Origin of the sequence: Cupriavidus basilensis, assembly GCF_000876015.1 — a bacterium.
GTDB lineage: Bacteria > Pseudomonadota > Gammaproteobacteria > Burkholderiales > Burkholderiaceae > Cupriavidus > Cupriavidus basilensis_B.
In genome coordinates, this window is the sequence record NZ_BBQM01000020.1 from 100,694 (window position 1) to 125,800 (window position 25,107).

20 protein-coding genes and 2 tRNA genes are annotated in these 25,107 nt (G+C 68.3%); 16 read left to right on the plus strand and 6 right to left on the minus strand.

Going from position 1 to position 25,107, the window contains the following annotated elements; translation table 11 throughout:
- Positions 1–132 precede the first annotated feature (132 nt).
- The 9 genes from folP (at position 133) to phoR (ending at position 9,936) form a co-directional block, all read left to right on the plus strand.
- Positions 133–1,017, plus strand: a complete 885-nt coding sequence (gene folP / locus KF708C_RS22330; RefSeq protein WP_059413326.1) for a dihydropteroate synthase — start codon at positions 133–135, stop codon at positions 1,015–1,017.
- A 36-nt stretch (positions 1,018–1,053) separates the two neighbouring features.
- The gene (gene glmM / locus KF708C_RS22335) at positions 1,054–2,400 is read left to right on the plus strand and encodes a phosphoglucosamine mutase (RefSeq protein ID WP_020202887.1); all 1,347 of its coding nucleotides are present in this window, start codon (positions 1,054–1,056) and stop codon (positions 2,398–2,400) included.
- 408 nt (positions 2,401–2,808) lie between these two features.
- Positions 2,809–3,840, plus strand: coding sequence for a phosphate ABC transporter substrate-binding protein PstS (gene pstS / locus KF708C_RS22340; protein WP_059413327.1), 1,032 nt, complete (start codon positions 2,809–2,811; stop codon positions 3,838–3,840).
- 245 nt (positions 3,841–4,085) lie between these two features.
- Positions 4,086–5,051, plus strand: a complete 966-nt coding sequence (gene pstC / locus KF708C_RS22345; RefSeq protein WP_029043583.1) for a phosphate ABC transporter permease PstC — start codon at positions 4,086–4,088, stop codon at positions 5,049–5,051.
- On the plus strand, positions 5,048–5,947 hold the full coding sequence (pstA, locus tag KF708C_RS22350; protein WP_029043584.1) for a phosphate ABC transporter permease PstA: 900 nt from the start codon (positions 5,048–5,050) through the stop codon (positions 5,945–5,947). The genes pstC and pstA overlap by 4 nt, the downstream gene beginning before the upstream one ends.
- Positions 5,948–6,020: 73 nt before the next feature.
- Positions 6,021–6,809 (plus strand): phosphate ABC transporter ATP-binding protein PstB, encoded by a 789-nt coding sequence (pstB, locus tag KF708C_RS22355; RefSeq protein ID WP_020202891.1) that lies wholly within the window; start codon positions 6,021–6,023, stop codon positions 6,807–6,809.
- A 91-nt stretch (positions 6,810–6,900) separates the two neighbouring features.
- Complete coding sequence (gene phoU / locus KF708C_RS22360; protein WP_020202892.1) at positions 6,901–7,605, plus strand: phosphate signaling complex protein PhoU; 705 nt, start codon at positions 6,901–6,903, stop codon at positions 7,603–7,605.
- Between the two features lie 26 nt (positions 7,606–7,631).
- Positions 7,632–8,339: a phosphate regulon transcriptional regulator PhoB gene (phoB, locus tag KF708C_RS22365; RefSeq protein WP_020202893.1), complete on the plus strand. Its 708-nt coding sequence runs from the start codon at positions 7,632–7,634 to the stop codon at positions 8,337–8,339.
- A 238-nt stretch (positions 8,340–8,577) separates the two neighbouring features.
- Positions 8,578–9,936, plus strand: coding sequence for a phosphate regulon sensor histidine kinase PhoR (gene phoR, locus KF708C_RS22370; RefSeq protein WP_020202894.1), 1,359 nt, complete (start codon positions 8,578–8,580; stop codon positions 9,934–9,936).
- 108 nt (positions 9,937–10,044) lie between these two features.
- Here the strand turns inward: phoR and ppk1 are convergent, their stop codons facing one another.
- Positions 10,045–12,168 carry a polyphosphate kinase 1 gene (gene ppk1 / locus KF708C_RS22375; RefSeq protein ID WP_081651385.1) on the minus strand — a complete coding sequence of 708 codons (2,124 nt, stop codon included), beginning with the start codon at positions 12,166–12,168 and terminating at the stop codon, positions 10,045–10,047.
- Positions 12,169–12,313: 145 nt separating this feature from the next.
- Here ppk1 and ppx point away from each other — a divergent pair, with 145 nt between their 5' ends.
- Complete coding sequence (ppx, locus tag KF708C_RS22380) at positions 12,314–13,846, plus strand: exopolyphosphatase (protein WP_029043585.1); 1,533 nt, start codon at positions 12,314–12,316, stop codon at positions 13,844–13,846.
- A 103-nt stretch (positions 13,847–13,949) separates the two neighbouring features.
- On the opposite strand, the gene KF708C_RS22385 is transcribed toward ppx, so the two are convergent.
- From KF708C_RS22385 to KF708C_RS22400, 4 genes are all read right to left on the minus strand, one after another.
- Positions 13,950–14,804 (minus strand): GNAT family N-acetyltransferase, encoded by an 855-nt coding sequence (locus tag KF708C_RS22385; RefSeq protein ID WP_082079703.1) that lies wholly within the window; start codon positions 14,802–14,804, stop codon positions 13,950–13,952.
- A 179-nt stretch (positions 14,805–14,983) separates the two neighbouring features.
- Positions 14,984–15,460: a SixA phosphatase family protein gene (locus KF708C_RS22390; RefSeq protein WP_020202898.1), complete on the minus strand. Its 477-nt coding sequence runs from the start codon at positions 15,458–15,460 to the stop codon at positions 14,984–14,986.
- A 399-nt stretch (positions 15,461–15,859) separates the two neighbouring features.
- Positions 15,860–16,081: a translation initiation factor IF-1 gene (gene infA, locus KF708C_RS22395; protein WP_017230249.1), complete on the minus strand. Its 222-nt coding sequence runs from the start codon at positions 16,079–16,081 to the stop codon at positions 15,860–15,862.
- A gap of 771 nt (positions 16,082–16,852) precedes the next feature.
- Positions 16,853–16,929, minus strand: a tRNA-Pro gene (locus tag KF708C_RS22400).
- A 407-nt stretch (positions 16,930–17,336) separates the two neighbouring features.
- On the opposite strand from KF708C_RS22400, the gene KF708C_RS22405 reads away from it, so the two are divergent.
- From KF708C_RS22405 to KF708C_RS22415, 3 genes are all read left to right on the plus strand, one after another.
- Positions 17,337–18,554, plus strand: a complete 1,218-nt coding sequence (locus tag KF708C_RS22405) for a GGDEF domain-containing protein (protein ID WP_059413329.1) — start codon at positions 17,337–17,339, stop codon at positions 18,552–18,554.
- 100 nt (positions 18,555–18,654) lie between these two features.
- A tRNA-Arg gene (locus tag KF708C_RS22410) sits at positions 18,655–18,731 on the plus strand.
- Between the two features lie 215 nt (positions 18,732–18,946).
- Complete coding sequence (locus KF708C_RS22415) at positions 18,947–19,849, plus strand: alpha/beta hydrolase (RefSeq protein WP_059413330.1); 903 nt, start codon at positions 18,947–18,949, stop codon at positions 19,847–19,849.
- Between the two features lie 84 nt (positions 19,850–19,933).
- Here KF708C_RS22415 and fabI read toward each other — a convergent pair whose 3' ends face one another.
- Positions 19,934–20,722: an enoyl-ACP reductase FabI gene (gene fabI, locus KF708C_RS22420; protein WP_059413331.1), complete on the minus strand. Its 789-nt coding sequence runs from the start codon at positions 20,720–20,722 to the stop codon at positions 19,934–19,936.
- A 239-nt stretch (positions 20,723–20,961) separates the two neighbouring features.
- Here fabI and KF708C_RS22425 point away from each other — a divergent pair, with 239 nt between their 5' ends.
- The 3 genes from KF708C_RS22425 to KF708C_RS22435 are packed head-to-tail and all read left to right on the plus strand — an operon-like array spanning position 20,962 to position 25,043.
- Positions 20,962–22,842, plus strand: coding sequence for an extracellular solute-binding protein (locus KF708C_RS22425; protein WP_059413332.1), 1,881 nt, complete (start codon positions 20,962–20,964; stop codon positions 22,840–22,842).
- A gap of 27 nt (positions 22,843–22,869) precedes the next feature.
- Positions 22,870–23,919, plus strand: a complete 1,050-nt coding sequence (locus tag KF708C_RS22430; protein ID WP_059413333.1) for a microcin C ABC transporter permease YejB — start codon at positions 22,870–22,872, stop codon at positions 23,917–23,919.
- Positions 23,916–25,043 (plus strand): ABC transporter permease, encoded by a 1,128-nt coding sequence (locus tag KF708C_RS22435; protein ID WP_020202904.1) that lies wholly within the window; start codon positions 23,916–23,918, stop codon positions 25,041–25,043. The genes KF708C_RS22430 and KF708C_RS22435 overlap by 4 nt, the downstream gene beginning before the upstream one ends.
- Positions 25,044–25,107: the final 64 nt, after the last annotated feature.

A 25,107-nucleotide genomic window follows, 5' to 3' on the forward strand; every position in this document is an offset into this window, starting at 1 on the left:
AGCCGGCGCCCCGTGCGCCGGCTTTTTCATTGCCGCCGCCCGGGCGCGGCCTGCTCCGCGGTCTATTCCACGGCCTATTCAGCGGCCTGCCTCGCGGCCCGTCCCGGTTTCCTGCACTTTCCCGGTTTTCCCATGTTGTCCCCGATCTCCGCTGACTCGCATTTCCAGTGCGGCCGCTTCCGCTTCGCACGCAACCGCCGCCCGCTGGTGATGGGCATCCTCAACGTCACGCCCGACTCGTTCTCCGACGGCGGCCAGCATGCCGGGCGCGATGCCGCGCTGCGCCATGCCGAGCGCATGATCGCCGAGGGCGTCGACATCATCGACATCGGCGGCGAGTCCAGCCGGCCGGGCTCGGCGGCGCTGCCGCTGGAGCAGGAACTGGCGCGCGTGCTGCCGGTGGTGGAGGCGCTGCGCGACTGCGGCCGGCCCCTGTCGATCGACACCTACAAGCCCGAGGTCATGCGCGCCGCGCTGGCCGCCGGCGCCGACCTGATCAACGACATCTGGGGCTTTCGCATGCCCGGCGCGGTCGCGGCCGTGAGCGAGGCGGCGGCGGGGCAGGCCGGCCTGTGCGTGATGCACATGCAGCGCGACCCGCAGACCATGCAGGAAGACCCGCGCTACGGCGACGTGGTGCGCGAGGTGGCCGGCTTCCTCGGCGAACGGGTGGACGCGCTGCGCGCCGCCGGCGTCGACGAGGCCCGCATCACCCTCGATCCGGGCTTTGGCTTTGGCAAGACGCCGGATCATAATCTGCAGTTGCTGGCCCGCCTGCCGCAACTCGCGGTAGCGGGGCTGCCGCTGCTGGTAGGCTTGTCGCGCAAGTCGACGCTGGGCGCCATCCTCGGCGGCCGGCCGCCACAGCAGCGCGTGGCCGCCAGCCTGGCCGCGGCGGTCTGCGCGGCGGAACGCGGCGCGTACATCGTGCGGGTGCACGACGTGGAGCAGACCGTGGACGCCATCAAGACGTGGTGGGCCATCCGGCAGGAATCGATCACAGGGGACGCGGGCTAGCATCCCCACAAGACAGAACGACGGGAGAAAACACGTATGACACGCAAGTACTTCGGCACCGACGGGGTGCGCGGCCGGGTGGGCGAGGCGCCCATCACGCCCGATTTCGTGATGCGCCTCGGCTACGCGGCCGGCATGGTGCTGGCCCACGGCGCGCGCCAGCAGGCGCAGGGGCGCCCGACCGTGCTGATCGGCAAGGACACCCGCATCTCCGGCTACATGCTGGAAGCCGCGCTGGAAGCCGGCTTCACCTCGGCCGGCGTCAACGTGCTGCTGACCGGGCCGCTGCCCACGCCCGGCGTGGCCTACCTCACGCGCGCGCTGCGGCTGTCGGCCGGGGTGGTGATCTCGGCTAGCCACAACCCGTACTACGACAACGGCATCAAGTTCTTCTCCGCCGACGGCGACAAGCTGCCCGACGAGGTGGAGCTGGCCATCGAGCAGGCCCTGGAAGAGCCGATGGTGTGCGTGCGCTCCGACGACCTCGGCCGCGCGCGCCGCATCGACGATGCGGCCGGGCGCTACATCGAGTTCTGCAAGAGCACGTTCCCCTACGAGCAGGACCTGCACAAGCTCAAGCTGGTAGTGGACTGCGCCCACGGCGCCGCCTATCACATCGCGCCGCACGTGTTCCACGAGCTGGGCGCCGACGTGGTGTCGATCGGCAACCAGCCCGACGGGCGCAACATCAACGCCGGCTATGGCGCCACCGCGCCGGAGAAGCTGATCGAGGCGGTCAAGGCCCACGGCGCGGACCTCGGCCTGGCCTTCGACGGCGATGCGGACCGCCTCCAGGTGGTGGACCGCGACGGCCGCCTGTTCAATGGCGACGAGCTGCTCTACCTGATCGTGCAGGATCGCCTGCAGTCCGGGCAGAGCGTGGCCGGCGCGGTCGGTACGCTGATGACCAACATGGCGGTCGAGCTGGCCTTCAAGCGCCAGGGCGTCGAGTTCGTGCGGGCCAAGGTGGGTGACCGCTACGTGCTGGAGGAACTGAACAAGCGCAAGTGGGTGCTGGGCGGCGAAGGCTCGGGCCACCTGCTCTGCCTGGACCGGCACACCACCGGCGACGGCATCGTCTCCGCGCTGCAGGTGCTGGCCGCGCTGCGGCGCAGCGGCAAGACCCTGGCGCAACTGCTCGAAGGCGTGTCGCTGTTCCCGCAGACGCTCATCAACGTGCGCGTGGAAAAGGGCTTCGACTGGCAGTCGCACGCCGGCCTGAGCGCCGCGCGCGCGGTCATCGAGCCGCAGCTCGAAGGCAAGGGCCGGGTGCTGATCCGCGCCTCGGGGACCGAGCCGGTGGTGCGGGTGATGGTCGAGGCCGAGCAGGTCGAGACCGCCGAGCGGGCGGCGCAGACGCTGGCCGATTCGCTGCGCGCCTGACACGCCACTCCGCCGCGCGCGGGATGCGGGGGCTTGCCTTCCGCGCCCGCAGGCGGGAGAGGGTAGGCCGCTTGCGCCGCGAGCGTGGCGGATGCGGTGGGCCGGCGTCGCCGGTGGCATGGAGCCGGGTTTTCACCCGGCTTTTTTTGCGCCCGTACTGCAATTAACGGCCATCTGGTGCGCGCGCGCCAAATGCTAGCAAAATGTGTCTATCGGGGCGATTTTGGGCGAAATAGTGTATTAAACGGCGTGTTTTGTCATGCGCATGTCATCCTCCTGGCGACCGTCAAAGAGACTTGCCGTCGACTTACAAGAAGATCTCGTGATGTCATGGAATTGTCATATACGGGGCATAAAGTTCGACGTGTCAAAAAATTGTCATTCCCCAACCATGTCTCTGGAGGACATATGAAGCTGGTCAAGACTGCCGTAGCAGGCATCGTGTCGTTGGTGGTGGCGGGCACTGCGTTCGCGGCGGAAATTACCGGTGCTGGCGCATCTTTCCCGGCGCCCGTGTATTCCAAGTGGGCCGACGCATACCAAAAGGCAACGGGTAACAAGGTCAACTATCAATCCATCGGTTCGGCCGGCGGCATCAAGCAGATCGGCGCGAAGACCGTCGATTTCGGTGCTTCGGACGCACCCCTCACGGACGACGAACTGGCCAAGCAAGGCCTCGTGCAGTTCCCGACGGTGATCGGCGGCGTGGTGCCGGTGATCAACCTGCAGGGCGTCAAGCCGGGCGAGCTGACCATCACTGGCGAAGTGCTGGCCAACATCTACCTGGGCAAGATCAAGAAGTGGGACGATCCCGCCATCAAGGCGCTGAACCCGCACGCCAAGCTGCCGAGCCAGGACATCCTGCCGGTGCGCCGCGCCGACGGTTCGGGCACGACCTTCATCTTCACCAACTACCTGACCAAGGTCAGCTCGGACTGGAAGAGCTCGGTCGGTGAAGGCACCACCGTCAACTGGCCGGGCGGCGGCACGGGCGGCAAGGGCAACGAAGGCGTGGCCGCGTTCGTGCAGCGCCTGAACGGCGCGATCGGCTACGTCGAGTACGCCTACGCCAAGCAGAACAAGATGACCTACCTGAACATGAAGAATTCTTCGGGTGCGGTCGTGCAGCCCAGCGACGACGGCTTCAAGGCCGCCGCCGCCGGCGCGGACTGGAGCAAGACGTACTACCAGATCCTGACCAACCAGCCGGGCAAGGCCGCATGGCCGATCGCCGGCGCCACCTTCATCCTGCTGCACAAGAGCCAGGAAAAGCCGGCGCAAGGCACCGAAGTGCTGAAGTTCTTCGACTGGGCCTACAAGAGCGGTGCCGCCATGGCCACCGACCTGGACTACGTGCCGCTGCCGGAAGGCGTCGTCAACCAGATCCGCAACACCTGGAAGACCTCGGTGAAGGACGGTTCGGGCAAGTCGCTGTACTGATGATGGGCTGACCGCCATCGCCGGGCCCTGGCGCCCGGCCTGGCGGTTTTGCCTGTCCGGCGCCGGCCAGGCGCCGGACAGGCAAGACCGCGGCAGACGCTGCCGCGCCGCTGTACCGAAGTACCGAATACCTGAGTATCCAAGGCATCCACCGCGTCCGCGCGAGCATGCAGCGCGGGCCCCGCAGTCCGCGGCCGCGCTGGCAGCGGGCGGTACGCCACCTAAACGAACCCCAATATCACATCATGGCGACTACATCCGATCTATCCGCAGTGCGGCCTCCCAGCCGCACCGGTGACATCCTGTTCGGTGGCCTGACGCGCGGCGCCGCCATCGTGACCCTGCTGCTGCTCGGCGGCATCATCGTATCGCTCGCGATCAGCGCCTGGCCGTCGATCCAGACCTTCGGCCTGCGCTTCCTGTGGACCGCCGAGTGGGATCCACCCGCGGACGTCTACGGCGCGCTGGTGCCGATCTACGGCACCCTCGTCACGTCGCTGATCGCCCTGATCATTGCGGTGCCCATCAGCTTCGGCATCGCGCTGTTCCTCACCGAGCTGTCGCCGGCCTGGCTGCGCCGCCCGCTCGGCACCGCCATCGAGCTGCTGGCCGCGGTGCCCTCGATCGTCTACGGCATGTGGGGCCTGCTGGTGTTCGCGCCGATCTTCGGCGAATACTTCCAGAAGCCGCTGGCCGCCACCGTGGGGCAGCTGCCGCTGATCGGCAAGCTGTTCCAGGGCGCGCCGCTGGGCATCGGCCTGCTGTGCGCGGGCGTGATCCTGGCCATCATGATCATTCCGTACATCGCCTCGGTGATGCGCGACGTGTTCGAAGTGACGCCGGTGCTGCTCAAGGAATCGGCCTACGGCGTGGGCTGCACCACGTGGGAAGTGATGTGGCGCGTCGTGCTGCCCTACACCCGCGCCGGCGTGATCGGCGGCGTGATGCTGGGCCTGGGCCGCGCGCTGGGCGAGACCATGGCGGTCACGTTCGTGATCGGCAATACCAACCTGCTGGACAGCCCGTCGCTGTTCTCGCCGGGCAACAGCATCACCTCGGCACTCGCCAATGAATTCGCCGAAGCCGGCGCCGGCCTGCACACGGCCGCGCTGATGGAGCTCGGCCTGATCCTGTTTTTCATCACTTTCGTGGTCCTCGCGCTGTCCAAGATCCTGCTGCTGCGCCTGGCCAAGAGCGAGGGCGCAAAATGAGCCAAGCCTCGATGTCCACTTCTTCGTCGATGCCGGCCGTGAGCCAGGACGCGGATGCCGTGCGCACGCGCCTGCAGGCGCGCCGCCGCCGCACCAACGTCTATGCGCTGGCCGCGTCGCTGGGCGCGATGGGCTTCGGCCTGTTCTGGCTGGCGTGGATCCTCTGGACCACCATCACGCTGGGCGTGGGCGGCATGTCGCTCGACCTGTTCACGCAGATGACGCCGGCGCCGAACACCGCCGGCGGCGGCCTGGCCAACGCCATCTACGGCAGCTTCGTGATGGTCGGGGTGGCCACGCTGATCGGCACGCCGCTGGGCATCCTGGCCGGCATCTACCTGGCCGAGTACGGCAAGAAGTCGCCGCTGGCCAGCTTCATCCGCTTCATCAACGACATCCTGCTGTCGGCGCCGTCGATCGTGATCGGCCTGTTCGTCTACGCGCTGGTGGTGACCCGCATGGGCCATTTCTCCGGCTGGGCGGGGGTGTGCGCGCTGGCGCTGCTGCAGGTGCCGATCGTGGTGCGCACCACCGAGAACATGCTGAACCTGGTGCCCAACGCGCTGCGCGAGGCCGCCTTCGCCCTGGGCACGCCCAAGTGGAAGATGGTGCTGTCGATCACGGTGAAGTCGTCCTACGCGGGCATCGTCACCGGCGTGCTGCTGGCGGTGGCGCGCATCGCCGGCGAGACCGCGCCGCTGCTGTTCACGGCCCTGTCCAACCAGTTCTGGACCAGCGACCTGAACAAGCCGGTGGCCAACCTGCCGGTGACGATCTTCCGCTTTGCCATGAGCCCGTTCGTGGAATGGCAGCAACTGGCGTGGGCCGGCGTGTTCCTGATCACCATCGGCGTGCTGGCGCTCAACATCGTCGCGCGCATGCTGTTCAAGAAGTGACCGGCGGCCCATATCGCCCTTGTTGCATAGACGCCCGAACCGGCAAACCGAAAATTTCCTGCGAGAGACGAGCATGACCTCGACCGTCATCGACATTCCCGATACGACCCGCGCCAAGATCGACGTGCGCAACCTGAACTTCTACTACGGCCAGTTCCATGCGCTGAAGAACGTCAACATGTCGATCCCCGAACGCAAGGTGACGGCCTTCATCGGCCCGTCCGGCTGCGGCAAGTCGACGCTGCTGCGCACCTTCAACAAGATGTACGCGCTCTATCCGGAGCAGCGTGCCGAGGGCGAGATCAACATGGACGGCGACAACCTGCTGACCGCCAAGCAGGACATCGCCCTGCTGCGCGCCAAGGTCGGCATGGTGTTCCAGAAGCCCACGCCGTTCCCGATGTCGATCTACGACAACATCGCCTTCGGCGTGCGCCTGTTCGAGAAGCTGTCGCGCTCGGAGATGGACGACCGCGTGGAGTGGGCGCTGTCCAAGGCCGCGCTGTGGAACGAAGTCAAGGACAAGCTCAACCAGTCGGGCTACGGCCTGTCGGGCGGCCAGCAGCAGCGCCTGTGCATCGCGCGCGGCATCGCCATCCGCCCCGAGGTGCTGCTGCTCGACGAGCCGTGCTCGGCGCTGGACCCGATCTCGACCGGCCGCATCGAAGAGCTGATCGCCGAGCTGAAGGACGACTACACCGTGGTCATCGTCACGCACAACATGCAGCAGGCGGCGCGCTGCTCGGACTACACCGCGTACATGTACCTGGGCGAGCTGATCGAGTTCGGCGAGACCGAGAAGATCTTCATCAAGCCGCACCGCAAGGAAACGGAAGACTACATCACCGGCCGCTTCGGCTGATTGAGCGCTGCGCGCATAATGCACAGCATACGAACAACGGCATCAGTGGAATTTGCGGAACACTTGCAGGACCAGAGGCCAGGAGAACAACATGTCTGACAAGCATCTGTCGACCCAATTCGACGCCGACCTCAACGCCATCAGCACGAAGCTGCTGCAGATGGGCGGGCTGGTCGAATCGCAGATCGAGACCGCCATGCGGGCGCTTTCCGAATTCGACGGCGCGCTCGCCGACCAGGTGGTGGAGCGCGAGCAGCGCCTCAACGCGCTGGAGCTCGAGATCGACGCCGACTGCGGCAACATCATCGCGCGCCGCCAGCCCACCGCGCGCGACCTGCGCCTGGTGATGGCGATTTCCAAGACCATCACCAACCTCGAGCGCGCGGGCGACGAGGCCGAGAAGATCGCCAAGCGCACCAAGCACATCATGGAAGACGCCGGCGCGCACCAGATCAACTATTCCGAGGTGAAGCTCTCGGGCGACCTGGCCATCGCGCTGCTGCGCCAGGCGCTGGACGCCTTCGCGCGCCTGGACACCGTGGCCGCCGCCCGCATCGTCAAGGACGACAAGGCCATCGACGACGAATTCCGGGCCTTCGTGCGCAAGCTCATCACCTACATGATGGAAGACCCGCGCACCATCTCGGTCGCGCTGGATTTCCTCTTCATCGCCAAGGCGATCGAGCGCATCGGCGACCATGCCAAGAATATCGCCGAGTTCATCATCTACATCGTCAAGGGCACCGACGTGCGCCACGCCTCGCGTGAGGACATGGAGCGCGAAGCGCTGAGTTGACGGGCGCCATAGCGGAGAGAAAATACATGCCAAGCAGCATTCTTGTCGTCGAAGACGAACCGGCGATCGCGGAACTGATCGCGGTCAACCTGCAACACGCTGGACACTATCCGATCCGGGCCTACAACGCGGAGCAGGCACTGTCGCTGATGAGCGACGTGCTGCCCGACCTGGTCCTGCTCGACTGGATGCTTCCGGGCAAGTCGGGGGCAACCTTCGCGAAGGAACTGCGCAACAACGACCGCACCAAGCAGATCCCGATCATCATGCTCACCGCGCGCAGCGAGGAGCAGGACAAGGTGATGGGGCTCGAGGCCGGCGCCGACGACTATGTCACCAAGCCGTTCTCGCCGAAGGAACTGCTGGCGCGCATCAAGGCGGTGTTGCGCCGCCGCGCGCCGCAGCTCACCGACGACGTGGTCGCCATCAACGGCCTGCGCCTGGACCCGGCCACGCACCGCGTCACCGGCCACGACGAGTCGGGCCTGCTCAAGCTCGACCTCGGCCCCACCGAGTTCCGCCTGCTGCACTTCCTGATGACGCATCCCGAGCGCGTGCACAGCCGCTCGCAACTGCTGGACCAGGTGTGGGGCGACCACGTGTTCGTCGAGGAACGGACCGTGGACGTGCACATCAAGCGCCTGCGCGCGGCCCTGACGCCCGGCGGCTACAGCAATATGATCGAGACGGTACGCGGCAGCGGCTATCGCCTGGCGCGCGGCCCGAGCCACTGAACCCAGGCCGGCCATGCCGGCGCCGGCGTGGCGGCGGGGCCGCCGCAGTCGCCCGAGCCGCCGGTGCCGCGGCCGGCGCGCCGCCAGCCGGCTCTCCGGCGGATCCGCGCGCGCCGCGCGTCCAGCCGGCCCTGTCACCCCCGCTTCACCCGCCTGTCATGCGCCTGTTGCCGATTTCGTGGCACACTCCACCGCATCGCGCGCGGGCCTGCGGCCTGCCTGACCTTCCCCCTTCTTCATGAACGTCATCTGGGCCCGCTCGGCGGCCATCCTGATCGTCCTCGGCCTGGCATCCGCCGGGCTGTATTTCCTGTCCGGCCCGGTGTCGGCGCTGTCGTTCCTGTGCGCCGCGCTGCTCGGCCAACTGCTGTACTACCTGTACCAGATCAACCGCCTGTGGCGGGTGCTGGACGCGCCGGCCTACGGCGAGATCCCGAGCGCGCTCGGGCTGTGGGGCGAGGTGTATTACCGCCTGCACCGCCTGGTCAAGCGCTGGCGCATGCAGGTGCTGCAGGTGGAGCAGCAGCACACGCGCTTCATCCAGGCCATCCAGGCCTCGCCCAACGGCGTGCTGATGCTCGACGACGCCGACCAGATCGAGTGGTGCAACGACGTGGCCGAGCAGCATTTCGGCCTCAACGCGCGGCGCGACGTGCGCCAGCGCATCACCCACCTGATCCGCCGCCCCGAGTTCGTGCAGTACCTGACGCTGCAGCGCTTCGACGATCCGCTGCTGATGCGCGACCTCGGCGAGCACAAGCGCAGCGTGATCGCCGTGCAGATCCTGCCCTACGGCGAGAACCGCAAGCTGGTGCTGACCAACGACATCACCAAGCTGGAGAACACCGAGGCCATGCGGCGCGACTTCGTCGCCAACGTCTCGCACGAGCTGAAGACGCCGCTGACGGTGCTGACCGGCTTCCTGGAAACCGTGCGCGACCTGCCGGTGTCGGAGCAGGACCGCAACCGCTACCTGGACATGATGCTGGTGCAGTCGATGCGCATGCAGCATCTGGTCGAGGACTTGCTGGTGCTGGCCAAGCTCGAGAGCGACGCGCTGCCGCCGAGCTACGACCGCGTCGACATGGCCAGCATGGCGGCCCACCTCGTGCACGATGCCGAGGCGCTGTCGCAGGGGCGCCACCAGCTCAGCGCGGACATCGACCCCGAGGTGCAGATCCGCGGCGCCGAGACCGAGCTGTTCTCCGCGTTCGGCAACCTGGTCTCGAACGCGGTGCGCTACACGCCGGACGGCGGGCGCATCGGCATCAGGTTGAGCTACGAGAACGAGCACGCCATCTTCGCGGTCAGCGATACCGGCCTGGGCATCGCCGCCGACCACATCCCACGCCTGACCGAGCGGTTCTACCGCGTTGACCGCAGCCGCTCGCGCGACACCGGCGGCACGGGCCTCGGGCTGGCGATCGTCAAGCACGTGCTGTCGCGCCACCATGCCGACCTGCGCATCACCAGCGAAGTGGGGCGCGGCAGCGTGTTCCGCGTGGTGTTCCCGCCCGACCGCAGCGGCCACGCGCCGGTTCCCGCCGCGCACCCGCAGCCCGATCATTCGCGCCAGCCGCCGCAGAAGGCCGCCTGAACGGCAAGGCCGCGCGCCGGGACCGGACATGCCGGCCTCCGGCGCGCGGCCGCCGCGGCACGCCGGGCGTGCCGCGGGTGATTTGCGTGCGGTATTTCGCCGCCGGCGTCAGGCCGCGGCGAACATCGCCAGCAGATCGTTCTGGCTGACGTGCGGCTGCCTGGACTTGGTGTGCTTGCGCAGGTAGGTGCCGTCGGACTGCATGACCCAGGCCGAGGCGTTGTCTTCCAGGTGCACGCGCAGGCTTTCCTTGATCACGCGCGCCTTGAGGGCCTTGTCCAGCACCGGGAACGCCACTTCCACGCGGCGGAACAGGTTGCGGTCCATCCAGTCCGCGCTGGACAGGTAGGTCACTTCGGCGCCGTCGGCCAGGAAGTAGTAGACGCGGTGATGCTCGAGGAAGCGCCCGACGATGGAGCGCACCGAGATGTTCTCCGACATGCCCGGCACGCCGGGCCGCAGCGCGCATACGCCGCGCACGATCAGGTCGATCTTCACGCCCGCGCGCGAGGCCTTGTAGAGCTCGTCGATGATGGACGGCTCGAGCAGCGCGTTCATCTTGGCGATGATGCGCGCGCGCTTGCCGGCGCGGGCGTTGCGGGCCTCGGCGCGGATGTGCTCCACCAGGTTGCTGTGCATCGTGAACGGCGACTGCCACAGGTGGTTCAGGCGGATCGTGCCGGCGGTGCCGGTGAGCAGCTGGAACACGTGCTGCACGTCCTCGCAGATTTCCTCGTTGGCGGTCAGCAGGCCGAAGTCGGTGTACAGCCGGGCGGTGCGCGGATGGTAGTTGCCGGTGCCGAGGTGGGCGTAGCGGCGCAGCTTGAACTGCTTGCTCTTGGCGCCGGTCAGCTCGCGCCGCACAATCAGCAGCATCTTGGCGTGGCACTTGTGGCCCACCACGCCGTAGACCACGTGGGCGCCGGCCGATTCGAGCCGCTCGGCCCAGTTGATGTTGGTCTCTTCGTCGAAGCGCGCCAGCAGCTCTACCACCACCGTGACTTCCTTGCCGTTGCGCGCCGCGGTCATCAGCGCCTCCATCACCGGCGACTCGTTGCCGGTGCGGTAGACGGTCTGCTTGATGGCCACCACGGCGGGATCGACCGCGGCCTGCTGCAGCAGGTCCAGCACCGAGCTGAAACTCTCGTAGGGATGGTGCAGCAGCACGTCCTGCTGGCGGATCGCGTCGAACATCGGCACGCCCGGCGTGAACACCTTGACCGGCGCGGGCACGTGCGGCGGGAACTTGAGGGCAGGGCGGTCCACCAGGTCGGGGATCTGCATGAGCCGCACCAGGTTGACCGGGCCGCTCACGCGGTAGACGTCCTGCTCGCCGAGCCCCGATTCGAGCAGCAGGCGGCGCGCGATCGCCGGCGGCGTGTCGGAGGAAATCTCCAGGCGCACGGTGTCGCCGAAATGGCGCGCCGGCAGCTCGCCCTGCAGCGCTTCGCGCAGGTCGGTGATGTCGTCCTCGGAGACGAACAGGTCGGAGTTGCGGGTCACGCGGAACTGGTAGCAGCCGTTGACCTGGATGGCGGGGAACAGCTCGTGCACGAAGCCCTGCATGAACGACGACAGCAGCACGAAGCCGTAGGGGAAGCCGGACAGCTCCTCGGGCATGCGCACCATGCGCGGCAGCGCGCGCGGGGCCTGCACGATGGCGAGGTCGGCCTCGCGGCCGAAGGCGTCCTTGCCCGAGAGCTCGACCACGAAGTTCAGGCTCTTGTTGAGCACGCGCGGGAACGGATGGGCCGGATCGAGCGCGATCGGCGTGAGCACCGGGCCCAGCTCGCGCAGGAAGAAGCTGCGCGCCCATTCGCGCTGCGCGTCGTTCCAGGTCGAGGTCAGGTGGAAGAACACGCCCTCCTTCTCCAGGAGGGGGAAAATCACGTTCTGCAGCATGTCATACTGCGAGGCCACGAGTTTCTGCATGCGCTCGGTGACGAGCTGGTAGGCCTGCTGCAGCGAGAGGCCGTCGGGCGTGATGCCGGACGGATTGTCGCGCATCTGTTCCTTGAGCCCGGCCATGCGGATCTCGAAGAACTCGTCCAGATTGCTTGAAACGATGCAGATGAACTTGAGCCGCTCCAGCAGCGGTACCTTGGGGTCAGCGGCCTGCGCCATCACGCGCGAATTGAATTCCAGGAGGCCCAGCTCGCGATTGAGCAGCGCGCCGGGGGGGCTAGTCGACATTGGCATGACCTTCTTATGGTGATGCGGCGACTTTTTCATAGAATCGTGTCAGATTGATGACAAAGTGATTTTGTCATGATGTCGACACGATAAAGACATATTTTCTGTTCCCGGGCGCATGGCGTCCCGTGACACTGCTAACTGTGCCGCGCCGTGCGGCCGCTATCCAGATTTCCCTACCGCGATGAACCAAAACCCACGCTTGCTGGCCGCCGTCGACATGGGCTCCAACAGCTTCCGCCTGATGATCGGCCGGGTCGACGAAAGCCAGACCGCGTCCGGCACGGCGAGCCAGATCTTCCAGGTCGACGCCCTGCGCGAGCCGGTGCGCCTGGCGGCGGGTCTGACGCCCGACAAGTACCTCGACCAGCCGGCCCGCCGGCGCGGCATCGATGCCTTGCGGCGCTTCGGCGACCGCCTGCGCGACTTCTCCGCCGACCACGTGCGCGCGGTGGCCACCAACACCCTGCGCGTGGCCAAGAACGCCTCGGAGTTCCTGATCGAGGCGGAGAACGCGCTCGGCTTCCCGATCGAGGTGATCGCCGGGCGCGAGGAAGCGCGGCTGATCTACCTGGGCGCCTCGCACGACGCGCCGGCCTGCACCGGCAACCGGCTGGTGGTGGACATCGGCGGCGGCTCGACCGAGTTCATCATCGGCAACGGCTACTCGTCCAAGCTGATGGAGAGCCTCTACATCGGCTGCGTCTCGCACAGCCGGCAGTTCTTCCCGAGCGGCAACGTCGACGAATACGCGATGAAGCAGGCCGAGCTGGCCGCGCGCCGCGAGATCCAGGTGCTGGTGCGCCAGTACCGCGCCGCCGGCTGGCAGCAGGCGGTGGGCTCGTCGGGCACCGCGCGCGCGCTGGCCGAGCTGATCGAGCTCAACGGCATGAACGACAACCCGGCCGAGCACGGCATCACGCGCGAGGGCCTGGAGCGCCTGAAGCGCGCGCTGGTCAAGGCGGAGAACGCCAACCGCGTCAAGCTGGTGGGGCTCAAGGCGGACCGCATCCCGGTGCTGCCGGGCGGCCTGTCGATCATGCTCGGCGTGTTCGCCGAGCTGGACATCGAGCGCATGGACGTCACCGACGGCGCGCTGCGCCTGGGCGTGCTGTACGACCTGCTGGGGCGCACGCACCACGAGGACATGCGCACCATCACGGTGGACCAGTTCATGCGGCGCTACGGCGTCGACCGCGCGCAGGCGCTGCGCGTGCAGCAGGCCGCGCTGGGGCTGCTGGCGCAGTTCCCGGAGCCGCGCCACGAGCGGCGCGACGACAACCTCGCGCTATTGGGCTGGGCCGCCGGCCTGCACGAGATCGGCATGAGCATCTCGCACAGCGGCTATCACAAGCACTCGGCCTACATCGCCACCCATGCCGACATGCCGGGCTTCTCGAAGACCGACCAGGCGCGGCTGGCCACGCTGCTGCTCGGCCATGCCGGCAAGCTGGGCAAGCTGTCGGGCAGCGGCAAGTTCGTGGACTGGCGCATGCTGTTCAGCCTGCGGCTGGCCTTCGTGCTGTGCCGGCGCCGCGCCGACGAGCCGCTGCCGGACATCACCGTGGGCCAGCGCTCGGACGCGCTCGACGACGGTTTCGAGGTGCGCCTGCCCAAGGCCTGGATCGAAGCCAATCCGCTGGTCGAATACAGCCTGGCGCAGGAGGCCGACGAGTGGGAGCGCATCGGCAAGCGCTACAAGGTGGTGTACGCCTGAACGGCGCATGGCGAAGGCGGGAGGGCAGGAGCGCCCCGCCCGCGGCCACCGCTGGCCCGGCCCGCGCGAACGGCGGCCGTCCGCGCTGCGCCGCGCGCGGTGCTCAGACGCCGCGGTTCAGGCCGAGGAAGTGGCGCGCGTAGCGCGGGTTCATGTCGTTGACGCGCAGCAGCGTGAGGAAGTCCGCCACGTTGAAGTCGGGGTCCCAGGCCGGCATGCCGCAGATGCGGGCGCCGAGGCGCAGGTAGCCCTTGATGAGCGCGGGCGGCTCCACGTCGAGCGTCTGGTTCAGCTCGTCGATCGGCAGCGGCAGGCGCGGGAAGGCGTGGTATTCGATCGGTGCCAGCGCGCGTTCGGCGAACACGCGGTACAGGCTGGCCGCATAGTGGCCGCCGTCGCTCATCGGCACGCTGGCGCAGCCCAGCATCGACTCGATGCCCCAGCGCTGCAGGTACTCGCCCAGGCCGCCCCACAGCGCCATGATGACGCTGCCCGAGCGGTAGTCGCGGTGCACGCACGAGCGGCCCAGTTCGACCATCTTGGGCTTCAGGTGGGCCAGGCGCACGAGGTCGAATTCCGACTCGGCGTACAGGCAGCCGATGCGCTTGGCCTGGTGCGGCGCCATCACGCGGTAGGTGCCGACGACCTTGAGCGTGGCGAGGTCGCGCACGATCAGGTGGTCGCAATAGGCATCGAACATGTCCACGTCGAGTTCGTGCGCGGACGGGTTCAGCCGCGCGCCCATTTCCTCGGCGAAGACCTTGTAGCGCAGGCGCTGGGCCTCGACTACTTCATCCTGGTGGCGCGCCCACGCCACGCTGAAAGCAGGCTGTTCATGCGCTTGGGCATGTGCTTGCGCAGGTGGCGGGCGATGAAGACGCCTCCGCGCCGAATGGCCGGCTTGGCCATTGGGCAGGGAATCGAACAACGGCTGGGTGGGCGTTGGGAGATCTCGCATCAGTATGTCCTTTAGGTGACGAAACTGTTGCAACCGAATGTAGATACGGCAGGTGACAGTGCCGTGAAGCGGTCATGACGGTTCGGTGACTGTACAACGGCGCGCGCCACCTCTGCAACGGCAGTGTTGCCTGGATGGCACCGGCGGCGGCGCCGGGGCTCCGGCGCGCGGCGTTGGCGCTAGAGGAATTCGGGGTTGATCACGGCCCGCAGCACGACCTGCGATTCGCTTTCGCGGGTGCGGCCGGACAGCCACCAGATGCCGCTCTTGCGCACGCTCCAGTTGATCTCGGAGCCCGCCAGCAGCAGGCTGGCCAGGCGCCCGAGCCAGGGCTGGTGGCCGACCACCACGGTGTGCTCGGCGCCCTGCGGCCAGTCGATGGCGGCCAGCACCGCGCTGACGTCCGCGCCGGGCGCGAGGTCGGGCAGCACTTCGGCGTTCTCGCGCAGCGCGGCGGCGGTTTCGCGCGTGCGCAGCGCGGGGCTGCACACCACGCGCGCGCCGGGCGGCAGATGCGCGCGCAGCCATGCGGCGGACGCATCGGCCTGCTTGTGGCCGCGCCGCGTCAGCGGGCGCTGCAGGTCGGCATTGCGGGTCAGGCCGAGCGCGGCGGGCAGTTCCTCGGCTTCGGCGTGGCGCCACAGGATCAGGTTCATGGCAGCGGGGAAAATCGCGGGATGGGGTGGCGGGGCGAGGTCGGCAACGGAGCGGACGGCACGAGGAGTATGGCGACGCGCGCCGCGGCGCGCAAGGCGGGCAAACACCCGCCGGATGCGCCCGAGCGTTGCACGCCGGCATGACGGCCATGTGACCGGCGGGACATGCGTGGAGGCGCGGCAGCGCGGCGGGCGGAGCAGTCGTGCGGGAATGCGGGGGAGGGGGACGCGCGGATGTCGGATGCGCGGATATGACGCTGCCGCCGAAGCCGGTCTGTGCGGGAACGCACATCCGGACCGCGGCGGCACGACACCGCTCCGGGGCAGGGCCGCGCCGGGCGGCGCCCTCGGGAAGCGGTCAGGCGCGGCGTCCGCCGTGGCGGCGGGCGCCGCAGAGCATCAGGCCTTGTGGCGGAAGTTGATGCGGCCCTTGGTCAGGTCGTAGGGCGACATTTCCAGCGTCACGCGGTCGCCGGCCAGGATGCGGATGCGGTGCTTCTGCATCTTGCCCGACGCATAGGCCCAGATCTCCACGCCGTTTTCCAGCGTGACGCGGTAACGGTTGTCGGGCAGGGCTTCCGAGACAACACCGCCAAATTCAATCAGTTCTTCCTTAGCCAATCTCTTTCCTTTACTGCAGCCGGGGCTGCATGAATGTCGGTAAATCCGGTGAGGCGGGTGCCGGCTTGCCGCCGGCGTTTCCGCAAGGTCCGGGTGCCGGCAGTGACAAGCGCCGGCTTGCTTGGGTGCGCCGAAGGTTGCGAAGAGGCAAGCTGACCCGGACCGGCACGGCAACTGCGCGTGCAATGAGGTCCACGTTAGGGAATCGCCAGGGGGCGCGTCAGAGCCCGGCCGATTGCCTTGCCGGTTGCGGCCGCGTGCCAAGGCGGCCGTGCTACCGTGGTGGGCGCGGAGCGATGCGAGGGCAGGATGCTTCCGGTGGCTCGCCGGCACTGCGCCGCAAAGCGTGCTGCAAAGCGGCATCCGGCAGGGGCGCCCGGTTACAGGGCATGCTGCATTCACCCCGGGCTAACGCGCGATTGTACCATGAGCGGGCCCGGCAGGCGCGCCAGCATGCCGGCGCGCCGGCACTTGCGTGGCCGGTGCGGGTGGGGCGGAAAGCATGCGGGAGGACGGAAGGCAGGCCGCGGAGTGACGCGGGCGGCGCCTGGCCGTGTCCAGAGCCGGCGGCGGTCCTTGTGCGGGGCAAGGCATCCCGCGCGTTTGCCGCGGCGGTGCATTGTTGCGGTGCGGCGAAGGTCGCGGCGGCTGCACGAAAGTGGCGCGTGCCTCATCTTCCAGTGCCTGCTCGCGGCGCGCGGCGCACGAAAAAACGCGCGAAAAAAAGGCTTAGACCCGATGGTCTAAGCCTTTGATCTCATTGCCAAATACTGGTCGGGGCGACATGATTCGAACATGCGACCCTCTGATCCCAAATCAGATGCGCTACCAGGCTGCGCTACGCCCCGAAGCGGCGAATTGTAGCCCGGCGCGGGGGCGGGGGTCAAACTTTGTTTGGCTTGCCGGGCAGGCTGCCCGGCACCGCCGGCGCGGCTGCCGCCGCCATCGGAAGGGATCGGGTCCGCTTGACTTGAGCGCGAGCGCTGACATAATCCGCACACCCCGGCAGCCACGCTCCCGCGCCCGGTCAGGCGCAGGGCGGGCGGGCCGCCGGCGGCCCGCGGCCATGAAAACAGGGCCGCAGCAACGACCACAAGAGCGCCCCGCCACGATAGCGGGGCCTGCCCCAGACCGCCGGGGCGCAAGGAAGGCGGCCGATGTGCAAAAAGAATGGCGCAAACCTTCCGGGCTGCGGGTCCCGGGAGGCGCATGGCGGCGCGACGTAGCGCCGCCTGCCAAGTTGGACGGGGAAATCATGTTTCAGTCGCAGGTCAGTGTGCTGGTCGCAGCCGTATTCGGGCTGCAGATGGCGGTCGTCTTCGCCGTATTGCGGCGCACGCCGGGCATGGGCCGCGCCGGGCTGAGCGCGTGGGTGGCCGGTGAATTGCTGGTGACGGCCGCCGCCGCGCTGCTGGCCGCGCAGGGCCACCTGCCGGGCTGGCCGGTGCTCGGCCTGGCCGACGTGCTGATGACGGCGGCGCTCTCGCTGATGGTGTACGGCACGCGCCGCTTCTACGACCGTAGCGGGGCCGCGGCCTCGCTGTGCATGCTGAACCTCGTGGTGCTGGGCGGCACGGTCTATTTCGAGCTGTCCGGCGCGCCGCCGGCCGGCCCCGCGCTGCTGTCCGCGCTGGCCAATCTCTATCTGCCGCTGGCCTTGCTGCGCGTGGTGGCGCCGCAGGTGCCCGCGCGCCGCGGCACCGGCCGCCTGGCCGCGCTGTCGCTCGGCCTGATCGCGCTGGCATGCGCGGGCATGGGTTTCTACCAGGCCGCCGAGCTGACGCTGGTGCCGGCCGGGCTGCTGGCGCTGCCCAGGCAGGTGCCGCAGGAGACCTTCACTATCCTGCACGCCTTCGGCATCGTCAGCCTGTCGGTCAGCTTCGCGCTGATGGCGCACGACCGCCTGCGCCGCCGGCTCGAGCGCCGCGCCAGCTATGACGACCTGACCGACGTGCTGTCGCGCGGCCCCTACTGGGCGACGCTGGAGGAAGCCTGCCAGGAAGCGGAGCGGCTGCACCAGCCGCTCACGGTCGCCTTCATCGACCTCGATCACTTCAAGGCCATCAACGATCTCTACGGGCATCTCGCCGGCGACAGCGTGCTGCGCCACTTCGGCGGCCTGCTGCGCAAGACCGTGCGCAGCGGCGATTTCGCCGGGCGCCTGGGCGGCGAGGAATTCGGCATCGCCATGCCCGGCACCGCGCTCGAGCAGGGGCGCGCGCTGAGCCTGCGCCTGAGCACGCTGGTGCGCGCCACGCCGTGCCCGTCGGAGCCGGACGCGATCTCGTACACGGTCAGCATCGGCATGGCGGAGCGGCTGCCGGGCGAAGGCGCGGACGGCCTCATGCGCCGCGCCGACAACGCGCTCTACGACGCCAAGACGATGGGGCGCAACTGCGTCTCCACCCAGCCCACCGAGCGCGCCGCCGGCCTGGGCTCGGCGGCCCGCATCCGCGTCTCCCAGGCTTCCTGACGCGCGCCGGGGCGCATGGCGGTGCTCACGCCGGGCGTGCGCTGAGGTAGAATGCTGGCCTCCACGCCGGCCCGGCGCTTGCTTGCCGCGGCCGCGCCATCCGCCCTTAGCTCAGTTGGATAGAGCACTCGCCTTCTAAGCGAGCGGTCACACGTTCGAGTCGTGTAGGGCGGGCCACTGCCTCTCTCCGCTCTCCGTAGGTCTTCCACTTCCAGGTGCTCCGCCACGTCCGGCTTCACGGCATCAATGACGCATGCGGTGAACATGGTCGAGCGCCAGTCGCTTCCTCGGTAGGAAGGCATCGCGCGCGCATCCAGCATCCGTCCGGGTCCTGGCCGGCGCCGCGCGCCGGCGTGGACTAAGATGCCACGATGACCTTCCCAGGCAAGTCCATGCTGAATTCCCGCGGCGGCACCAGCAAGGTGCATTACTGGCTGGCCGGCGGTGCCTGCGTGCTGCTGGCCGCGGCGGCGGCGCGCCACGCGCTGCTCCTGGCGGTGGAGAGCGGCGCGTTCGAGCCCAAGCCGGCCAGCGCCGCCGGCGCGCTCACGCCCGACCGGCTCGGCGCGCCGTCCCGCCAGTTCGCGTTCGCCAGCGGCGCGCGCCTGCTGCGCGCGTCGTGCGTGCAGGCGCCGCGCGCCGACGCGCCGGCGCTGCTGATCTATCACGGCGACGAGGAAAACCTCTCCGACTGGGCCCATGCGCAGGCGCTGCTGTATCGCAACGGCATCACCTCGTGCGTGTTCGACTACAGCGGCTACGGGGCGAGCGGCGGCAAGCCCGGCGTGCGCCGCCTGCGCGAGGACGGCATGGCGGCGTACGACCAGTTCCTGGCGGCCACGCCGCGTGCGGCGCGGCGCTATGTGATGGGATTCTCGCTCGGCTCGGGCGCGCTGCTCGACGTGGCGCAGGCGCTGCGGCCGGCGCCGGCCGGCATGGTGATCGCGGCCGGCTTTACCTCGGCGCGCGCGGCGGCGGTGGTCACGGGGCGCGTGCCGGCCTGGATGGCGCGCCTGCTGCCCGAGCCGTGGGACAACGAGGAGCGCCTGCGCCGTTCGCGGCTGCCCGTGCTGGTGGTCCACAGCCGCGCCGACGACGTGATTCCGTTTTCCCATGCCGAGCGCCTGGCGCGCGCCGCCGCCGGGCCCCGGCGCCTGGTCGCGCTGGCGGCGCTGCCGCACGACGCCGCCATCGAGCCGCAATGGCAGGAGGCGTTCTGGGCGCCGGTCGTGGCCTACCTGCGTTCGGGCAATCTTGGCGAGGCGGGCGGCATGGGCGCTGCGGCCGGCGACTAAGGCCGCTGGCAGCGCGAACGAAAAAAGGGCGCCGGCCGGAGCCGCGCGCCCTTTCTTGCGGTGGCGGCGTTGCCGCCGCGCCGCCTACGCTTCCGCGGGCAGGCTCGCGCCGACCGTGTTGAAGCCGGCGTCCACGTAGGTGATCTCGCCGGTCACGCCGCTGGCGAGGTCGGACAGCAGGAAGGCGGCCACGTTGCCGACTTCCTCGATGGTCACGTTGCGGCGCAGCGGCGCGGCTTCCTCGAAGTGGCCCAGCAGCTTGCCGAAGCCCTTGATGCCGGAAGCCGCCAGCGTCTTGATCGGGCCGGCCGAGATGCCGTTGGCGCGGATGCCGCGCGGGCCGACCGACGCGGCCAGGTAGCGCACGCTGGCTTCCAGCGAAGCCTTGGCCAGGCCCATCGTGTTGTAGTTGGGCACCGTGCGTTCCGCGCCGAGGTAGGTCAGCGTCAGCAGCGAGGCCGTGTCCGACAGCATCGGCAGCGCGGCCTTGGCCAGCGCGGGGAAGCTGTAGGTGGAAATGTCGTGGGCCACGCGGAACGCTTCGCGCGAGAGGCCCTCGAGGAAGTCGCCGGCGATCGCCTCGCGCGGCGCGAAGCCGATCGAGTGGACCAAGCCGTCGAGCTTGTCCCAGTGCTTGCCCAGTTCGGCGAAGGTGGCGGCGATCTGCTCGTCGCTGGCGACGTCGCATTCGAGCACGATGCTGCTGTCGAATTCCTTGGCGAAGTCGTTGATGCGGTCCTTGAAACGTTCGCCGACGTAGGTGAAGGCGAGTTCCGCGCCTTCGCGTTTGCAGGCCGATGCGATGCCGTAGGCAATCGAGCGGTTGGACAGCAAGCCGGTGATCAGGATTCGCTTACCTGCCAGAAATCCCATAGGTTCTCCAATGATGTTCGGGGCGGACGGGCACGATTCGTGCAATGCCGTCCGGGGTTGCGGCGCGCCCCGCGCGAAGGCCGCGCTGCGGCAGCCCGAGGGCCGGCGTGTCTGCTGCGCCGCGTACTGGAATGTCCGGATGGCTGGGTGTCATCCGATCCAATGTAAAATTGTCTCATAACTTGACCGCGCCGCCGACGGCCGCGGCTTGTCCGATTCAGGCGGAGGTTTCCAACCGGATGTATATTCGCGCACGTAGACCGCTTCAGGCGGCATGGCAGCGCATGCGCACGTTTGCGGTGCTGGGTTGTGGACTTCTTGCCCTGGCTGCCGCGGGTTTCCCCCTGTCCGCCGGCGCGGCCCACGGTTTTGCGCAGTATGGCGAACTCAAGTACCCCGCCGGTTTCACCCATTTCGACTACGTCAATCCCGACGCCCCGCGCGGCGGCACGCTGACGCTGGCCAATCCCGACCGCCGCACCAGTTTCGACAAGTTCAACCCGTTTACGCTCAAGGGCACCTCGGCCCCGGGCGTGAACACGCTGATGTTCGAGTCGCTGCTGATCGCCAGCGCCGACGAGACCGCCAGCGCCTACGGCCTGCTGGCCGAGGATGTCGCGGTGGCGCCGGACGAGCTCTCGGTGACTTTCCGCCTGCGCCCGCAGGCGCGCTTCAGCAACGGCGACCCGGTGCGGGCCAGCGACGTCAAGTATTCCTACGACATGCTGATGAGCAAGGCTTCCAGCCCGGGCTACCGCAGCATGTGCATGGACGTGAAGTCGGTCACCGTGGTGGACCCGCGCACGGTGCGCTTCGATTTCCGCCAGCGCAACATCGAGCTGCCGCTGATCGTCGGCTCGCTGCCGGTGTTCTCGAAGAAATGGACCGCCACCACGCCGTTCGAGAAACTGACCTTCGAGGCGCCGGTGGCCAGCGGCCCGTACCTGATCGAGCGCTATGACGCCGGGCGCGGCATCACCTTCAAGCGCGACCCGGGCTACTGGGGCAACGACCAGGCCGTGCGGCGCGGCACCTTCAACTTCGACCGCGTGGTCTACCGCCTCTACAAGGACGAGACCGCCAAGCTCGAGGCCTTCAAGGCCGGCGAGTTCGACGCCATCGTGGAATACAAGGCCAAGAGCTGGGCCAAGAGCTACGAGGGCAAGCGTTTCTCCAGCGGCGAGCTGCTCAAGACCGATTTCCCGCACCGCAACGGCGCCGGCATGCAGGGTTTCGTGATGAACATGCGCAAGCCGATGTTCCAGGACGTGCGCGTGCGGCAGGCCCTGATCCTGGCGCTGGACTTCGAATGGCTCAACCGCCAGTTGTTCTACGGCGCCTACCGGCGGCTCGACAGCTGGTTCTCCAACAGCGAGCTGGCCGCCAGCGCCACCTTCGACGGGCGCCCCGGCCCCGGCGAGCTGGCGCTGCTCGAGCCGCTGCGCGCGCAACTGGCGCCCGAAGTGTTCGGCCCCATCGTCACGCAGCCCAACACCGATGCGCCGCGTTCGCTGCGCGACAACCTGCGCGCCGCGCGCCGGCTGCTGGCGCAGGCGGGCTGGACCTACGAGGACGGCGCGCTGCGCAACGCCAAGGGCGAGCCCTTCGTGTTCGAGTTCCTGGACGACGGCGGCGCCATGAGCCGCGTCATCACCACCTACGTGCGCAACCTGGAAAAGCTGGGCATCGAGGTGAACCAGCGCACCACGGATTTCGCGCTGTACCAGAAGCGCCTCGAGGATTTCGATTTCGATATGGTGTCGATCCGCTTCCCGGACTCGCAGAGCCCGGGCAACGAGCTGCGCGACCGCTTCAACAGCGAGGCCGCCGGCACGCCGGGCTCCGACAACCTGTTCGGCCTCAAGTCGCCGGCGGTCGACCGCCTGGTGGACAATGTGCTGCACGCCCACACACGCGAGGACCTGGTCAGCGCCGGGCGCGCGCTGGACCGCGTGCTGATGCACGGCTACTACATCGTGCCGAACTGGTACAGCGCGTCGCACCGCGTGGCGTACCGCAAGGAACTGGTCTATCCGCAGCGCCTGCCGTACTACTACACGGCCGAGGGATGGATCCTGAGCAACTGGTGGCGCGCCGACGCCAGGCCGGCCGCCCGCTGAGCGCGGACGGCAACTGAAGGAACCGAGATGCTCGCTTACCTGTTCAAGCGCGTGCTGCTGATGATCCCGACCCTGATCGGCGTCATCACCCTGACGTTCGTGGTGATCCAGTTCGTGCCCGGCGGCCCCGTCGAGCAGATGATGATGGAGATGAAGGGGCGGGGCGCCGGCGGCGAGGCCAGCGGCGGCGGCGCGGAATACCGCGGCCGCCGCGGCGTGGACCCGGACAAGATCAAGGAGATCCAGGCGCTGTACGGCTTCGACAAGCCGCCGCTGGAGCGCTATTTCATCATGCTCAAGCGCTTCGCGCGCTTCGACCTGGGGCAGAGCTACTTCCAGCACCGCAGCGTGTGGGAGCTGGTGAAGTCCAAGATGCCGGTGTCGATCAGCCTGGGCCTGTGGACCTTCTTCCTGACCTATCTCATATCGGTGCCGCTCGGCATCTCCAAGGCGATCCGCGCGGGTAGCCGCTTCGACGTCGTGACCAGCATGGTGGTGCTGGTCGGTTATGCCATTCCGGGCTTCGTGCTGGGCGTGCTGCTGCTGGTGCTGTTCGGCGGCGGCACCTTCGTGCAGTGGTTCCCGCTGCGCGGGCTGACCTCCGACGACTGGGACCAGCTTTCGATGATGGGCAAGGTGATGGACTACCTGTGGCACCTCGTGCTGCCGATCACCGCCTCGGTGGTGGGCAGCTTCGCGGTCATCACCATGCTGACCAAGAACGCCTTTCTCGAGGAAATCCGCAAGCAGTACGTGCTGACCGCGCGCGCCAAGGGCCTGGCCGAGCGCCGCGTGCTGTGGAAGCACATCTTCCGCAACGCGCTGATCCCGCTGGTGACCGGCTTCCCGGCGGCCTTCATCGGTGCCTTCTTCACGGGCTCGCTGCTGATCGAGACGCTGTTCTCGCTCGACGGCCTGGGCCTGCTGTCCTACGAGGCGGTGCTGCGGCGCGACTATCCGGTCGTGCTGGGCACGCTCTACCTGTTCACCCTGATCGGCCTGGTGACGCGGCTGATCTCCGATGTCTGCTACGTGATGGTCGACCCGCGCATCCACTTCGAGGCGGTGCACCGATGAAATTCCGCACGCGCGCGCCGTCCAGCGGCCTGCCGCATTCGCCATCGCCGCGCCAGCGCGCGTGGCAGCGCTTTCGCTGCAACCGGCTGGGCTACTGGAGCCTGATCCTGTTCATCGGCATCTTCGTGCTCAGCCTGTTCGCGGAAGCGCTGTCGAGCGACCGGCCGCTGGTGGTGAAGTACAAGGGCGAGTGGTATTTCCCGATCGTCAAGGTCTATCCCGAGACCACCTTCGACGGCGACTTCCCCACGCGCACCGACTATCTCGACCCGTTCATCCGCGACCGCATCACCAGCAACGGCAACTTCGCCGTGTTCCCGCCCAACCGGTATTCGTACGACACGCTCAACTACTTCTCGAAGGAGCCCAACCCGGCGCCGCCTTCGGCGGAGAACCTGCTGGGCACCGACGACCGCGGGCGCGACGTGCTGGCGCGGCTGCTCTACGGCTTTCGCGTCTCGGTGCTGTTCAGTCTGGCGCTGACGCTGATCGGCGTGTTGATCGGCACGCTGACCGGCGCGCTGATGGGCTTCTTCGGCGGGCGCTTCGACCTGATCTCCCAGCGCGCCATCGAGATCTGGAGCTCGATGCCGGAGCTCTACCTGCTCATCATCTTCGCCTCCATCTTCACGCCCAGCCTGGCGCTGCTGATCATCCTGCTGTCGCTGTTCGGCTGGATGGGCCTGTCGGACTACGTGCGCGCCGAGTTCTACCGCAACCGCTCGCTCGACTACGTCAAGGCGGCGCGCGCGCTCGGCCTGTCGAACGTGCAGATCATGTGGCGCCACATCCTGCCCAACAGCCTGACGCCGGTCATCACCTTCCTGCCGTTCCGCATGAGCGCGGCCATCCTGGCGCTGACCAGCCTCGACTTCCTCGGCCTGGGCGTGCCGCCCACCACGCCCAGCCTGGGCGAGCTGCTGGCGCAGGGCAAGGCCAATCTCGATGCCTGGTGGATCTCCCTGTCGACCTTCGCCGTGCTGGTGCTGACCCTGCTGCTGCTGACCTTCATGGGCGACGCGCTGCGCGACGCCTTCGACACCCGCCTGGGCCTGGCGCAGCTGCGCGGCCGCGCGGAGCCGAAGGCGCCCGAAGGCTCGCCCGCCGCCGAGGTGACGCCATGAGCGCGCTGCCGCAGGCCGGCGCGGGCGGCCGCGCGAAGGGGGGCAAGCCCCGCGAGCCAGGCGG

What these genes read in the sequence shown, in the direction of transcription:
- folP (WP_059413326.1), top strand. Translation starts at nt 133, where the DNA reads ATGTTGTCCCCGATCTCCGCTGACTCGCATTTCCAGTGCGGCCGCTTC.
- glmM (WP_020202887.1), top strand. Translation starts at nt 1,054, where the DNA reads ATGACACGCAAGTACTTCGGCACCGACGGGGTGCGCGGCCGGGTGGGC.
- pstS (WP_059413327.1), top strand. Translation starts at nt 2,809, where the DNA reads ATGAAGCTGGTCAAGACTGCCGTAGCAGGCATCGTGTCGTTGGTGGTG.
- pstC (WP_029043583.1), top strand. Translation starts at nt 4,086, where the DNA reads ATGGCGACTACATCCGATCTATCCGCAGTGCGGCCTCCCAGCCGCACC.
- pstA (WP_029043584.1), top strand. Translation starts at nt 5,048, where the DNA reads ATGAGCCAAGCCTCGATGTCCACTTCTTCGTCGATGCCGGCCGTGAGC.
- pstB (WP_020202891.1), top strand. Translation starts at nt 6,021, where the DNA reads ATGACCTCGACCGTCATCGACATTCCCGATACGACCCGCGCCAAGATC.
- phoU (WP_020202892.1), top strand. Translation starts at nt 6,901, where the DNA reads ATGTCTGACAAGCATCTGTCGACCCAATTCGACGCCGACCTCAACGCC.
- phoB (WP_020202893.1), top strand. Translation starts at nt 7,632, where the DNA reads ATGCCAAGCAGCATTCTTGTCGTCGAAGACGAACCGGCGATCGCGGAA.
- phoR (WP_020202894.1), top strand. Translation starts at nt 8,578, where the DNA reads ATGAACGTCATCTGGGCCCGCTCGGCGGCCATCCTGATCGTCCTCGGC.
- ppk1 (WP_081651385.1), bottom strand. Translation starts at nt 12,168, where the DNA reads ATGAAAAAGTCGCCGCATCACCATAAGAAGGTCATGCCAATGTCGACT.
- ppx (WP_029043585.1), top strand. Translation starts at nt 12,314, where the DNA reads ATGAACCAAAACCCACGCTTGCTGGCCGCCGTCGACATGGGCTCCAAC.
- KF708C_RS22385 (WP_082079703.1), bottom strand. Translation starts at nt 14,804, where the DNA reads ATGCGAGATCTCCCAACGCCCACCCAGCCGTTGTTCGATTCCCTGCCC.
- KF708C_RS22390 (WP_020202898.1), bottom strand. Translation starts at nt 15,460, where the DNA reads ATGAACCTGATCCTGTGGCGCCACGCCGAAGCCGAGGAACTGCCCGCC.
- KF708C_RS22405 (WP_059413329.1), top strand. Translation starts at nt 17,337, where the DNA reads ATGTTTCAGTCGCAGGTCAGTGTGCTGGTCGCAGCCGTATTCGGGCTG.
- KF708C_RS22415 (WP_059413330.1), top strand. Translation starts at nt 18,947, where the DNA reads ATGCTGAATTCCCGCGGCGGCACCAGCAAGGTGCATTACTGGCTGGCC.
- fabI (WP_059413331.1), bottom strand. Translation starts at nt 20,722, where the DNA reads ATGGGATTTCTGGCAGGTAAGCGAATCCTGATCACCGGCTTGCTGTCC.
- KF708C_RS22425 (WP_059413332.1), top strand. Translation starts at nt 20,962, where the DNA reads ATGTATATTCGCGCACGTAGACCGCTTCAGGCGGCATGGCAGCGCATG.
- KF708C_RS22430 (WP_059413333.1), top strand. Translation starts at nt 22,870, where the DNA reads ATGCTCGCTTACCTGTTCAAGCGCGTGCTGCTGATGATCCCGACCCTG.
- KF708C_RS22435 (WP_020202904.1), top strand. Translation starts at nt 23,916, where the DNA reads ATGAAATTCCGCACGCGCGCGCCGTCCAGCGGCCTGCCGCATTCGCCA.